A 13,302-nucleotide genomic window follows, 5' to 3' on the forward strand; every position below is an offset into this window, starting at 1 on the left:
CGATCAGGCGCTGTCGGCGCCGGAGCGATCGAGCAGCCGGGCGGTGACCACCCGCCGGACCAACTTGCCGGTCTCGGTGCGGGGCAGCTCATTCCAGAACTCGATCTCGTCGGGCGTCTTGCTGCTGCGCAGACGCGATGCGACGAAGGTGCGAAGATCCGCGGGCACGATGGCCGGCTCGTTCGGGTCGAGGATGGCGACAGCGACGATGCGCTGACCCCACTCCTCGTCGGGCAAGCCGACGACCGCGACGTCCTGGATGGACGGGTGAGCGATCATCACCTCCTCGATCTCGGTCGGCGCGATGTTCTCCGCTCCACGGATGATCGTGTCGTCCGCGCGGCCCAGGATGAACAGGTAGCCGTCGCGGTCGAGATAACCGAGGTCGCGGGTGTCGAAGAAGGACCGCTCGTCGGTGACGCTGCCCGTACCGGCGTACTCGCCGGAGACCTGTGCGCCCGAGAGGTGGATGCGGCCGACCTCACCCGTGCCCACGACCTGTCCGGACTCGTCGCGGATCTCCAGCAGGATGCCCGGCAGCGGCTGGCCGACCGACGACAGGCGCGCCCGCACAACGTCGTCGGCGCTGGACAGCGCCAGACGGTGGTCTTCGGGACCCAGCAGCGAGACAGTCGAGCTGGTCTCGGTGAGCCCGTAGGCGTTGACGAAGTCGACGTCGGGCCACAGTTGCAGTGCCTTGGTGATGACGGGCGCCGGCATCGGGGCGCCGCCGTAGGAAAGGCTGCGCAGGCTCGGCAGGTGCTTGTCGCCCTGTGCGCTGACGACGCGCGCGAGCATCGTGGGCACGACGAAGGCGCTCGTGATGGCCTCCGCGCGTACAGTCTCGATCCAACCGTCAGCATCGAAACGTTCAAGCGACACGAGTCGACGGCCCGTGTAGAGGTTGGTGAGCACGTTCGCGACCGCAGCAATGTGGTACGGCGGGACGCTCATCAACGCCGCATCGTGCTCGGCGGCCGAGGCGAACTCCGTGGAGCCCAGCACGTAACTGACCAGGTTCCGGTGGCGCAGCACAACGCCTTTCGGGGCCGACGTCGTTCCGCTGGTGTAGATGTACACCGCCGGAGCCGAGTCGTCGCCCGTGGGTACTACGGCCTCGGCCGGCGCGGGCCCGTCCAGCAGGGCCCACCAGTCCGTCAATGACACCGCTCGCTCGGGGATCCGTGCGTCGGCTGCCACCGACGCACGGTCGACGACGAGGTACGCGTCGGGGTGGCGGCTCAGCAGGCCGTCGAGTTGGTCGCTGCCGAGACGGTAGTTCAGCGGGACGAGCGGAACGCCGGCGTACGCCGCGGAGAACAGCGAGGTGACGAACTCGGGGCCGTTGCCCGCTACGTAGACGATGGCATCGGCCCCGGACTTGCGGACGGCGGCGCCACCACGCTGCGCCATCTCGCGCAGCCGTTCTGGGGTAACCCCGGCGGAGAGCCTCCCGGCGACGGGTCGCTGCCCGAATCCTCCGGCAGCCATGTCCAGCAGAAGTTCGATGCCCACGTCATCCTCCTCGGTTCATCGAGATAAGAGTATACTTAATAAAATTGGGTCGGTGTCACAGGTTCACATGACGTCAGAGCAGCTCGAGGATCGTCGCGTTGCCCAGCCCGCCACCCTCGCACATTGTCTGCAGCCCGTAACGGATGTTCTGATCCCGCATGTGGTGGACGAGCGTCGTCATCAGCCGCGCACCGGATGCACCCAACGGATGACCGATCGCGATGGCGCCGCCGTTCGGGTTGACACGCTCAGGGTCTGCTCCCATCTCGGAGATCCACGCCAGCGGCACCGATGCGAAGGCCTCGTTGACCTCGAATGCGCCGATGTCGTCGATCGAGAGCCCGGAGCGCTGGAGTGCTTTGACCGTGGCCGGGATGAGTGCGGTGAGCATGAGCACCGGGTCGTCTCCGGCGACGGTCGCGGTGTGGACACGGGCGATTGGCTCGAGGCCGAGCTCGGCCGCCTTCTCGGATGTCATCATGAGCAGAGCGCTTGCGCCGTCACTGATCTGAGAAGAGTTGCCGGCATGGATCTGACCACCCTCGACGAAAGCGGGCTTGAGGTTGGCGAGTTTATCCACTGTGGTGCCCCGACGAAGACCCTCGTCGGTGTCGACCAGCTGGCCCTCGGCGCCAGCGACCGGAACGATCTGGCGCTTCAGGGCGCCGCTGTCGATCGCGGCGGCGAGGCGCTCGTGCGATCGCGCGGAGAACTCGTCGAGCTGGGAGCGGGAGATGCCCCATTTCTCGGCGATCTTCTCCGCCCCGACACCCTGATTGAAGTCGACGCCATAGCGATGGCGAATTGAAACGGAGGTCGGATGACCCAGATCCGGGTTCGCGATGGCCGCGCCCGCCGGGATCGAGCTCATGATCTCGACACCGCCGGCGACGGCGACGTCGTACTGTCCGGCGATCAGCCCGGCGGCCGCGAAGTGCACCGACTGCTGCGAGGACCCGCACTGCCGGTCGATGGTGGTCGCTGGCACGGACTCGGGCCAGCCGGCGGCGAGCACGGCATTGCGTCCGACGTTGTTGGCCTGGTGGCCGGATTGGCGCACGCAGCCCCAGATCACGTCGTCGACCTGCTCGGGCGCGATGCCGGTGCGGTCGGTCAGGGCGCTCAATACCTGGGCCGACAGGTCGGCCGAGTGCCACGAGGCTAGGGATCCGTTGCGCTTGCCGATCGGAGTGCGGACGGCTTCGACGATGACGGCATCACGCATGGGAGGTCTCCTTGGAGAATCGAATCATGTTGAGAGAAGGGGGATCACCCGGGCTCGCGAGCGCGCGCCCGGGCGATCGGGATCACTGCAGGCCGAAGTCCCACCCGGTGCCGGCGGCGTAGGAGCGGAGCACCCGCTTGCCGACGCGCTGCATGTGGACCTCGTCGGCGCCATCGACGATGCGGCCGAAGCGGGCCTCGCGGTACATGGCCTCGAGGGGCTGCAGGTCTGACATGCCCTCGGCGCCGAATACCTGCATCGCCCGGTCGACGACACGGTGCACCGCGTGCGCGGCCTGCACCTTGATCGAGCTGAGCTGGACGCGCGCCTGCTCCCCGGCGTCGAGGCGAGCCGCGGCGTCGAGGATCATCAGGCGGGTCGCCATGATGTCCTGGTACGAGTCGTACACGTGCTTCTGGACGAGCTGACGGTCGGCCAGAGGCTTGCCGTTCAGCAGGCGCGAGTTCGCGCGCTCGCACATCAGGTCGAAGGCCCTCTGCGACGCACCGATCCAGCGCATGCAGTGGAAAATCCGTCCCGGTCCGAGGCGACGCTGGGCCAGCTCGAAGCCCTGGCCACGGGAGCCGAGGAGGCTCGACGCCGGCAAGCGGACGTCGTTGAACGCGATTTCGTAGTGACCGGACATGATGCCGTCCAGGCCCATGACCTCGACATCGCGGACAATCTCGAAGCCCGGAGTGTCCCGCGGGACGATCAACATGCTGTATGACTCGTGCAGCGGCACACCCTCGGCTTCGGTTCGACACATGACGATCGTGGCGGCCGAGCGGGCGGCGGCACTGATGAACCACTTGCGCCCGTTCAGAACCCACTCGTCGCCTTCGAGACGCGCGTTGGTGATGAACTGGGTGGGATCGGAGCTGCTCACACCCGGCTCGGTCATGGCGAACGCGAGACGGAAATCGCCACGGACCATCGGCAGTATCCACTGCTCACGCTGATCATCGGTGGCGACCAGGTCCATCATCAGCACCGTTTGCAACGTCGTTGTACCGAAGATCTGGGTGGCGGGGATCGAGCGGCCGATGACCTCGTTGACGTAGGCGTAGTCGAGCATCGACAGGCCGCCGCCACCCAGACGCTCCGGGTGGCCCAAGGCCCACAGACCCTCCGTACGTGCAAGCGCCTCGAGCTCGGCGAGCTTCGCGAGCGCCTCCGGCGAACGCGTGTGCAACAGGTGCTCGACCGGGTAGACGTGTGTCTCGAGGAACTTCTCGACGCGTGTCCGGAGAGGGACGATCTCAGTGGGGACAGAGAACCCGGTCATTATTGGAGGCCTTCCTGAGTGCCGCTGGCCCACCTGGGCCGAAGGACGATCGCGGTGTCGTGTGCATTCCGTGATGGTGCACACACCACGCTGAATTGAGTGTACTCAAAGCACCATATCAAGCGATCGCCCGATTGAACAGTGAGAGCGGCAATACGTGTGGGTGGCGCACGGAGCCGGCAGGAGCACCACCGCCCCCGCCGTATGGACGGCAGAGGCGGTTGCGCCGTGCGGCAGCGACGACCGTCGCGACTCAGTCGTGCTGCAGCGCTGCCGGTTCGGAGTTGAGCCACGGCCCCATCGCGTTCAGATGCGCCTGCATGCGGTGCCGGGCCAACGAGGCGTCACCGGCGATGACCGCCTCAACGATCTTGTCGTGGGCGCGACGGACCTCGGTGGCCGCCGCCGGAGCGCGCTCCGGCGAGCCGCCACCGCTGCTGAGCTGAGTGAGGACGTCGATGAACAACACGAAGGCCGGGTTTCCGGTGATCTCCGCCAGGGTGATGTGCAGGTCGTGAGTACCGACGATGCCGGCCTCCTGAGCCCGCTCCTCAGCCGCCAGCGCCTCGCGAAGCGAGGCGATACCGGTCTCGTCAATATCCCGCGCAGCCATCTCGACGGAGCGCAGCTCCAGCACGCGGCGCGCCTCGAAGACCTGCTCCCACGTGGCATCACGGAACCCGAGACTGAGGGCGCAAGCCCGAACTGCAGCAGCCGAGTCCGGCGCCTTGACGACCAGTCCGCCACCGGGGCCGCGGCGCATGAACGCGACGTCGTGGTGCTCCAGAACGCGGATGGCCTCACGGAGCACGGCTCGGCTGACGCCGAGCCGCGCGAGCAGCTCGGACTCCGAACCCATGACCCGACCGACCGGCCAGCCCGCGTCGATGATCTCTTGCTCCAACAGCTCGGCAATCTTCGGCGCCAGCTTGCGGCCATCGTTCGACGGGTCGAGGACCGGACTGCGCTGCGGCTCAGACATGGGGAAAGAATAGCCTCTTTTGCCCACACCCTCGCGGATGCTCATGCGCGACGGGTCCTCAGCCCGCGCTGAGCGCGCGATCGATGATCGCGTCGGCGAAGAGCGCCCGCGCCCGGGCCGGGCCTTCCACAAGCGCCTGATTCAGCCATGAACGCTTGAAAAACCTATGGCACGGGTGCTCCCAGGTGAAGCCGATCCCGCCGTGCACTTGAATCGCGTCGCCGGCCACCGACACGTATGCGGCGGTGGCATAGGCAACGGCGGCCCTGGTAATAACCTCCGGCACCGCGCCATCCGCTCCAGCAGCCACCCAGGCATCGGCCGCCTCGGCGACGATCGCCTTGGCTGACTCGACGAGGACGTGCATGTCGGCAAGCTTGTGCTTGATCGCCTGGAACGAGCCGATGGGTCGGTCGAACTGCTCGCGAGTCTTCGCGTACTCGACTGCAATAGCCAGCACCGCCTCCGCGCCGCCGACCGCGTCGGCGGCAACGGCAAGCTCGAACTCGAGACGAGCGCGCTCCACCGCAGCCCCGACGACCTCGCCGGTCGCGACCACGGCATCCTCGCCCACCTCGACTCCGCCGAAGGTCACAGTCGCCATGCGTCGCGTCTGGTCCGACATAGGCGTCGGAGTGCGTTGGGCGTCGACCGCCTCGACCACGAGCACGATGTCGGCCCCGTGGACGACCAGCACGTCTGCGGAATCAGCGCCGAGCACGAAGGTCGCCTCGCCGTCGATGCGCCATACAGTGCCCTCTTCCGCCATCTTGACCGACGCGCGCGTCGCGTCGACGACAGCCGCTGTGACGGCGCCCGCAGCCAGCCGCTCGAGCAGGCCGTCGCGGGCCGGGCCCGCCGGCAATGCGGCCAGCAGACTCGTAGCAGCCACCGCACTGCTCAGGAACGGACCCGGTACAGCCGCGCGACCAAGTTCGATGGCGACCACGGTCGCCTCGGCAAGGGTTTGCCCGAGGCCGCCCAACTCCTCCGGCGCAAGCAGCGCGGACGCGCCCAGCTGCACGAGCCTCTGCCACATCTCAGGGTCGTGACCTGGATCGGCCTGCACGACCTTCTCCAGGTTGCCAAGCGGGGCATGGGCCGAAACGACACGACCCGTGGTTTCGGCGAGAAATTCGCGATCAGAGCTGTCAGTAGTCACGCGCGGGGCTCCCTCGGCAGGCCGAGCACCCGCTCGGCAATGATGTTTCGTTGGATCTCGTTGGTTCCGGCGGCGATCGTCCAAGTCCACGACCGCACATGGTCGGTGAAGTGACGCCCTGACACGTACCCAACCTCACGTGGCTCGCCAGGGTCGGTCAACCCGGCCACGCCCTCGGTCTCGGAGGCGAGTCGGGTGAAGTCCTGTAAAGCCTTGCTCAGGGAAATCTTGAGCACCGACGACAACGGGCCGATGTCGTCGAATCGAGCGACCCGTGTCAGCGACTGCTCGCTTAGCGCCTTGAGCACTTCCATGGTCAGCCCGACCTCGGCGAAGCGCTGCCGCAGCGCGGGATCGTCGAGCAACGCCGTGCCGCCGACGGCCGGGGCCGCCGTCGTGGCGACTAGGCGGTCGTAGGAGGAGCGCAGCGCCGAGGTGATCTCGATCAGCTGAAGGGCGCGTTCATTGGTGAGGGTGGTCTGCGCTATGCGCCAGCCCTCGCCCTCCGCGCCGATTCGCATCGACGCCGGGACCTCGACGTCGTCGAAAAAGATCTCGCAGAATTCCGCGGAGCCCGTGGCCTGTTTGATCGGACGAACCGTGATGCCCGGCGAGCGCATGTCGACGAGAAAGAACGAGATGCCACGGTGCTTCGGTGCGTCGACGTCGGTGCGCGCGAGCAGCAGGCACCAGGAGGCGTACCGGGCGAAGCTCGACCACGTCTTCTGGCCCGAGACGATGTAGCGGTCGCCGTCGCGCTCGGCCCTGCAGCGCAGCGCAGCGAGGTCGGAGCCGGCGCCCGGCTCGGAGAAGCCCTGGCAGAAAATTTCGCCGTCGAGGATCGCGGCGACCAGTTTCTTCTGCTCCGCGTCGCCGTGCTCCATCAGGGTCGCCGCCGCGTGTCCCAGCGAGATAGCCATGGGACGCGGACGGGGAGCGTCGGCGAAACTCAACTCCTGCTGCTGGACAACCTGACCGGCGACGCCCAGACCGCGGCCGCCGAATTCGATCGGCCAGTGTGGGACCAGGTGACCGGCGCCGTGCAGGCGGCGCGTCCAGTCGCGGTAGTACTCGACCACGCCCGCCTCGTCCTTGGCCTGGACCGTCTCGCGCCAGCCTTGAGGCGAGCGCTCGGTGAGCCAGGTCCGGATCTCGGCGCGGTACTGCTCAGCCGCTGCGTCCATCGGGGTCCTCTCGATCGTGGAACCTGCGTCGGCCCCTTGCGGTAGACACCATCGTGCCGTAGATAAGTATACTTAATACCTGAGGGACGACCTACGCAAGGATGACGCAATGTCTGCAATTTCTGACGGACTACTCCACGGCCAGATCACCGACGAGGCCATCGAGATGATGCGCGAACGAATCGGTTATCCGAACCCGACCATGCGGACCGGCGTCGTGACCTGGCCGTGGAACGAGACGGCGTCCGCCGATAGCATCCGGCAATTCACCCACGGCTACGGCGACCTGAACCCGCTGTACACCGACCGCACCTACGGCGACTCGACCCGCTGGGGCGGCATGATCGCCCCGCCAGGCTACGAATGGACCATGGGCCTCGACCGCTCCCCGGCGCCGTCCGAGGAACTGATCCAGCGCACACGTGGCGCACTCCGCGGCGTACACCTCTTCAATGCCGGCCACGAGGGCTGGTTCTACCGCCCGATCACCCCGGGCCAAACGCTGACCCGAAGCGGGGTGCTCGCCGACGTCCGCGAGAAGGAGTCCACCTTCGCGGGGCGCTCGGTGATCTGCACCAACGAGAACACGTGGTGGGACGAGGAAGGCACCGTCGTCGCTCGCCGCCGCCCCTGGTACATCCATGCCGAACGCAAGAAGGTCGATTCCACGGGCCGCAAGAGCAAGCCCGCCGAGGAACGCGCTTCGTACACACCCGAGGAGATCGAGGCGATCGACGCGCTGTACGACGCAGAGTTCGTCCGCGGCGCCGACACCCTCTACTACGAGGACGTCGTGGTCGGCGAGACCACGCCGACCATGGTCAAGGGCCCGATGGTCGTGACCGACCTGATCAACTTCTTCATGGGCGCCGGCTGGTACGGATACGGATTCCCCGCTATGCGCCTTGGCCGCGAGAATCGCAAGAAACTCCGCGGGTTCTACAGCCGCGACGACTTCGGCGCGTGGGACGCGATCATGCGGATCCACTGGGACGACGGCGGAGCGCAGCGGATCGGCGTCCCTGCGGCCTATGACATCGGACCCCTGCGGTGGACGTGGCTGGTGAACTACTGCACCAACTTCTCGGGCGACGACGGCTGGGTCTACCGGGTACGCGGCGAGTTCCGTCGGTTCAACTATGTCGGAGACACGACGTGGGTCACCGGCACCGTCACCGATAAGCGCATCGACCCCGAACTCGGTCCACTGGTCGAGCTCACGTTGAGCGGGGTGAATCAGCGAGGCGACGAGAACATCCGCGGCGACGCCACGATCCTCGTCTCGTCACGCGAGCACGGCCCTGTCACGCTTCCCGAGCCCCCGGCCTGAGCAGAGCAACTGCTGTGTGACGTGGCGTCGGCTCGGCGGGCTACGCCCGGGTCGACGCCACCAGTGCTGCCGCACGTAGACCGAATACCGCCCCGGTCGCAAGGCCGCCTGCATAGCCGACGCAATGGACCCCTGCCCCGTCGACGCCCGCCGCGAGCAGTCCCGGCACGGGCGCACCGTTCTCGCGCAGGACTCGAGCCTGCGCATCGATGCGCAGACCGCCGTGGGTGAAGGTGATCGACGGTTCCACCTCGACGGCGAAATACGGCGCCTCGTCGAGGGGCGCCCGGTGGGTTCGCCGACCTGGGGCCATTGGCGCAGCGGTCGTCACGCCACGGTTGAACTGTTCGACCGACGCGACCACGACAGACTCCGGGTACCCCCATGCGGCGATCCGGTGCGCCAGGCCGGCGAGCGTGTCGGCCCGTGCCACTCGCGCGCCGGACGCGGCAGCTTCGGCGGGGCGGTCGATGACCTCGACACCCGGCGCTTGCGCCCGGGTGGCGTACATTCGGCGCAGGCGCTCGTCGGCTACAAGGACAGCCCGCTGGGCGGGACGGTCGATCATTGCTTGGACCTGCGTCGGATGCCCCCGGGACTCGTCGACGAACCGTCGGCCGGTGCGGTCGAGGAGTACAGCGAACGGTGCGTACGACGACTGCGAGAGTCGTGCGAAGTCCCCGGGGATGAACGGGCGGTTCCGAGGCGTGGCGATCGGGTGCCCGTAGAACCCGGTCATCGATGCCGTGGTGGTGGCTCCGACCGATCGGCCGAGCAAGAGTCCGTCCCCGGTGCTGCACGGGTTCGACCGAAGCAGCACATCGCGGGCCTGGGCACCGAGATAGTCGGCCCTCAGAATCGGGTCCGCCTGGAACCCACCTGTGGCGAGCAGGATCCAGTCCGATCCAATGCGGGATGTCCCGTCACGGTCCTCGATCACGACCCCGACGACGCGATCGCCGGTGGTGACAAGGTCCGTGACCCGGGCGGCGACCAGCACGACGCCGCCGGCCGCCTCGACGGCACGGCAACAGGCGTGAAGGTATCCGTGGTTGTCGAACAGGTGCCCGACTCCGGCCGGCACGTTGCTCGGGGTGAGCTGCGGGCCGAGCATGGCTCCCATCGACTCGAGCCAAGCGGTCGCCTTCGGGTAGTCGTCGATCACCGCCCGTTGCAACTCCGGGTCGCCGTCCGGGATCAGCTCCCGCATGAGGGTGAGGTCGCGCATGGTCCAGAAGAAGCCGCCGGACAGTGCGGCCGACCCACCTATGGCCTCCGCCTTCTCGACAACCACGACCTCGACGCCACTACGCGCAGCGGCCGCAGCGGCAGTGAGGCCCGCCATTCCGGCACCGACAACGACAAGCCCCGCACGATGATCCCAACTCATTCGATCCCTTCCGCGAGTAGACCGCCGGTCCCTTGAACAGGCCCTGCATTTAGGATACTTTATAGAACATCGTGAGACCTGCTTCACATCATCGGAGGACTTATATGACCACCGCCAACCGCTCCACCACAGATACCGGCCTCTTCGCGGACCGGGAGACAGCGTTCATCGACGGTGAGTGGCTCGAAACCACCGGCGCGCGAATGCTCGAGGTCGTCGACCCGTCGACCGAGGAAGTGGTGCACCGCGTGCGCGAGGCGTCGGTTGCCGACGTGCAGCTCGCCGTCCGCGCGGCGCGCGACGCGTTCGACCGCGGCCCGTGGTCGACCTTCACCCCCGACCAGCGTGCCGACGTGATCGAGGCAATCCTCGCCGGGGTGAGCGCACGGTCCGAGGACCTTGCCCAGGTCGCCACGGCCGAGATCGGCGCCCCGATCTCGATGACACGCAACTCGGTCAAGTTCGGGAGCACGTACCTGAGGTACTACGCCGACCTCGCCCGCACGTTCGAGTTCGCGGAGTCCCGCAAGCGCCTCGACGGCAGCACCACCCGCGTGCTGCACGAGCCGCTGGGCACAGTTGCCGCGATCATTCCGTTCAACGGTCCATTTTCGATGGTGTGCATGAAGCTGGGCCCCGCGCTCGCTGCCGGGTGCACCGTCGTGCTGAAGGCACCGCCCGAGACGCCACTTGCCGCGAACATCGTCGGTGAGGTCATCGACGACCTCACCCGCTCAGGCACCATCCCGCACGGCGTCGTCAACATCGTCGTCGCAGACCGAGAAGCCAGCGAGGCGCTCGTCGCCGACCCGCTCGTCGACAAGGTCACCTTTACCGGCAGCACCGCCGTGGCTAAGCAGATCCTCGCCACCGCTGGGCAACGCATCGCACGAGTGACCGCCGAGCTCGGCGGAAAGTCGGCGGCGATCGTGCTCGACGACGCCGACCTCGACCAGGTTATCGGCCCCCTCGTCATGGGTGGCCTGGTCAACACCGGCCAGGCGTGCTTCGGCCTGACGCGCGTACTGGTGTCCGAAGCCCGTCGCGACGAGCTCGTCGAGGCGATGACTGCACGCATCAGTCAACTCGTGGTCGGCGACGCCCACGACGAGTCGACCACCACCGGTCCGCTCGCCGGAGCGCGGCACCTCGAACGCGTTGAGGCGTACGTCAAGCAGGCCGTCGAGGACGGTGCGACCGTCGCAGTGGGCGGCAACCGACCTGAACACCTCGATCGCGGCTACTTCTTCGAGCCGACCGTGCTGATCGACGTCGACAATGCCTCACGCGTGGCGCAGGAGGAGATCTTCGGGCCGGTGATCAGCGTGATCACCTTCCGCGACATCGAGGACGCCATCGCGATCGCAAATGACAGCGTGTATGGGCTCGGAGGCGCGGTCTTCAGCGCCGACGCGGACCGAGCGTTCGAGATCGCTCGCCGTATCCGGTCTGGCACGGTGACGATCAATGGCTTCGTGGGTTCCCACGTCACGACGCCGTTCGGTGGGTATAAGCAGTCCGGTCTCGGCCGGGAAGGCGGTGTGGAGGGGCTCCAAGCATTCCTCGAGCCCAAATCGGTGCATCTCACGTCCTGACCCTGATCCACCCGGGCACAGTCGAGCGGCCGTGCCCGGCGCCACCACCCACGAGGGAGTCCCGTGACCATCAGCTACACCCATGACGACGCCGTTGAGCGATTCCTTCCCGAGGCTTCGCTGCTGATCGGCGACGAGCGCCTTCTCGTCGGCAGCGCGGGCAGCATGGCGAAGATCAACCCGACTACCGGCAGTGAGCTCGGGACGTTCTTACTCGCTGGCGCCGAGGAGGTCGACGCAGCGGTCGCCGCCGCCAAAGGAGCCTTTCCGGCCTGGCGGGACACCAGTCCGAGCGAGCGGCGTCGCATCCTGAACCGGATCGCCGATCTGCTCGAGGCGAACGCCGAGCAGCTGACGGTCGTACACGCCTTGGAATCAGGCGTGCCACTCTCACGGGCCTACGGAGTCGCAATGCCCGTCGACCAGTTCCGGTACTACGCCGGGTGGTCAGACAAGATCGGTGGCGAGCTAGCCCCCATCTACCCCAGCGCCGGATTCGACTACATCAAGTACGAGCCGTACGGCGTGATTGGTGCCCTGCTCACATGGAACGGACCGCTCGCAACGGCGGCGTTGAAGGTCGCCCCCGCGCTTGCTGCCGGAAATACCGTCGTGATGAAGCCGGCCGAGCTCGCCCCGTTCGCAGCCATCCGGTTCGCAGAAATTTGCCTCGAAGCCGGCCTCCCGCCAGGAGTGCTCAACCTCGTAACCGGCGGACCGGAAACCGGCGAAGCGATCGTCCGCCATCCCGACGTCGCCAAGATCACCTTCACCGGGGGCCTCCTCACGGCCCGCAAGATCCTTGCAGCCGCGGCCGAGACCATCACACCCGTCGTTATGGAACTCGGCGGCAAATCCGCCAACATCGTCTTCGCCGATGCCGATCCGGTCAGCAGCGCCGCGACCGCCGCCATGTTCCTCCTCGGCACCGGCCAAGGCTGTATGTTGCCCACCCGCCTTCTCCTGCAGGACTCGATCTACGACCGATTCATCGAGGAGTTGGTGACCTCGGTCGAGGAACTACGGATCGGCGACCCACTCGACCAGGCCACCGAGGTCGGACCGGTCATCACCGCGGGCGCCCGCGATCGCATTCTCGGCGTCGTCGATAGAGCCAAGACCGAGAATGCCGGCCAATTGCTCACCGGCGGTGCGTCACTCGACTCGAATGGCTACTATGTGACGCCGACCATCTTCGGCGACGTCGACCACACCAGTTCCCTCGCGCAGGACGAGGTGTTCGGCCCCGTGCTGTCGGTGATCCGATTCAGCGAAGAGGACGAGGCCATCACCAAAGCCAACAGCACATCGTTCGGTCTCGCCGGATACATCCATACCCGCGACGTTGCACGCGCCCACCGCGTCGCCGACCGCCTCGAGGCCGGCTTCATCTCCGTGAACGGCATGAATCCGATGCCGGCCACGACCCCGTTCGGCGGCATCAAGAACAGCGGCTTCGGCCGCGAGGGAGGGCGGGCAGGGATCGAGGAGTTCTTACACCTCAAGAATGTGTATGTCGCACTCGACTAGTAGCGTGTCGCTGCTTAGTTCTGTCTTGTTTCGGTGCGAGGTTGGGGGCGGCAGACTTCCCCTTCCCCTCTGCCGGTCAGGACTGTTGTCAATGCCTTCGC

At 67.0% G+C, this 13,302-nt stretch carries 10 protein-coding genes; 3 read left to right on the forward strand and 7 right to left on the reverse strand.

Going from position 1 to position 13,302, the window contains the following annotated elements; all coding sequences use genetic code 11:
* Positions 1-3 precede the first annotated feature (3 nt).
* The 6 genes from P3H15_RS34230 to P3H15_RS34255 all read right to left on the reverse strand — a co-directional run bounded on the left by P3H15_RS34230 (position 4) and on the right by P3H15_RS34255 (position 7,356).
* Positions 4-1,515 carry a class I adenylate-forming enzyme family protein gene (locus P3H15_RS34230; RefSeq protein WP_276141310.1) on the reverse strand — a complete coding sequence of 504 codons (1,512 nt, stop codon included), beginning with the start codon at positions 1,513-1,515 and terminating at the stop codon, positions 4-6.
* Between the two features lie 73 nt (positions 1,516-1,588).
* Entirely contained in the window at positions 1,589-2,740 is a 1,152-nt protein-coding gene (locus P3H15_RS34235; protein ID WP_276141311.1) for a thiolase family protein, read from the reverse strand.
* Between the two features lie 82 nt (positions 2,741-2,822).
* On the reverse strand, positions 2,823-4,028 hold the full coding sequence (locus tag P3H15_RS34240) for an acyl-CoA dehydrogenase family protein (RefSeq protein ID WP_276141312.1): 1,206 nt from the start codon (positions 4,026-4,028) through the stop codon (positions 2,823-2,825).
* Between the two features lie 253 nt (positions 4,029-4,281).
* Complete coding sequence (locus P3H15_RS34245) at positions 4,282-5,055, reverse strand: FadR/GntR family transcriptional regulator (RefSeq protein ID WP_276141313.1); 774 nt, start codon at positions 5,053-5,055, stop codon at positions 4,282-4,284.
* A 13-nt stretch (positions 5,056-5,068) separates the two neighbouring features.
* Complete coding sequence (locus tag P3H15_RS34250) at positions 5,069-6,172, reverse strand: acyl-CoA dehydrogenase family protein (RefSeq protein WP_276141314.1); 1,104 nt, start codon at positions 6,170-6,172, stop codon at positions 5,069-5,071.
* Positions 6,169-7,356, reverse strand: a complete 1,188-nt coding sequence (locus P3H15_RS34255; protein WP_276141315.1) for an acyl-CoA dehydrogenase family protein — start codon at positions 7,354-7,356, stop codon at positions 6,169-6,171. Before P3H15_RS34255 ends, P3H15_RS34250 begins: the two co-directional genes overlap by 4 nt.
* A 109-nt stretch (positions 7,357-7,465) precedes the next feature.
* Here P3H15_RS34255 and P3H15_RS34260 point away from each other — a divergent pair, with 109 nt between their 5' ends.
* Positions 7,466-8,686, forward strand: coding sequence for a MaoC family dehydratase N-terminal domain-containing protein (locus P3H15_RS34260; RefSeq protein ID WP_276141316.1), 1,221 nt, complete (start codon positions 7,466-7,468; stop codon positions 8,684-8,686).
* A gap of 40 nt (positions 8,687-8,726) precedes the next feature.
* Here P3H15_RS34260 and P3H15_RS34265 read toward each other — a convergent pair whose 3' ends face one another.
* A complete protein-coding gene (locus P3H15_RS34265) occupies positions 8,727-10,076 on the reverse strand; it encodes an FAD-dependent oxidoreductase (protein ID WP_276141317.1) in 1,350 nt (449 codons plus the stop codon).
* Positions 10,077-10,180: 104 nt separating this feature from the next.
* Between P3H15_RS34265 and P3H15_RS34270 the strand changes: the two genes are divergently transcribed.
* On the forward strand, positions 10,181-11,671 hold the full coding sequence (locus P3H15_RS34270) for an aldehyde dehydrogenase (RefSeq protein ID WP_276141318.1): 1,491 nt from the start codon (positions 10,181-10,183) through the stop codon (positions 11,669-11,671).
* Between the two features lie 63 nt (positions 11,672-11,734).
* Positions 11,735-13,201 (forward strand): aldehyde dehydrogenase family protein, encoded by a 1,467-nt coding sequence (locus P3H15_RS34275; protein WP_276141319.1) that lies wholly within the window; start codon positions 11,735-11,737, stop codon positions 13,199-13,201.
* Positions 13,202-13,302 lie beyond the last annotated feature (101 nt).

Origin of the sequence: Rhodococcus sp. T2V (genome assembly GCF_029269925.1) — a bacterium.
In the GTDB taxonomy this organism is placed as follows: domain Bacteria; phylum Actinomycetota; class Actinomycetes; order Mycobacteriales; family Mycobacteriaceae; genus Rhodococcus_F; species Rhodococcus_F koreensis.

Bases quoted from the DNA above. Each gene is read 5' to 3' on its own strand.
- P3H15_RS34235 (WP_276141311.1), bottom strand. From the start codon at position 2,740: ATGCGTGATGCCGTCATCGTCGAAGCCGTCCGCACTCCGATCGGCAAG.
- P3H15_RS34240 (WP_276141312.1), bottom strand. From the start codon at position 4,028: ATGACCGGGTTCTCTGTCCCCACTGAGATCGTCCCTCTCCGGACACGC.
- P3H15_RS34245 (WP_276141313.1), bottom strand. From the start codon at position 5,055: ATGAGCATCCGCGAGGGTGTGGGCAAAAGAGGCTATTCTTTCCCCATG.
- P3H15_RS34255 (WP_276141315.1), bottom strand. From the start codon at position 7,356: ATGGACGCAGCGGCTGAGCAGTACCGCGCCGAGATCCGGACCTGGCTC.
- P3H15_RS34260 (WP_276141316.1), top strand. From the start codon at position 7,466: ATGTCTGCAATTTCTGACGGACTACTCCACGGCCAGATCACCGACGAG.
- P3H15_RS34265 (WP_276141317.1), bottom strand. From the start codon at position 10,076: ATGAGTTGGGATCATCGTGCGGGGCTTGTCGTTGTCGGTGCCGGAATG.
- P3H15_RS34270 (WP_276141318.1), top strand. From the start codon at position 10,181: ATGACCACCGCCAACCGCTCCACCACAGATACCGGCCTCTTCGCGGAC.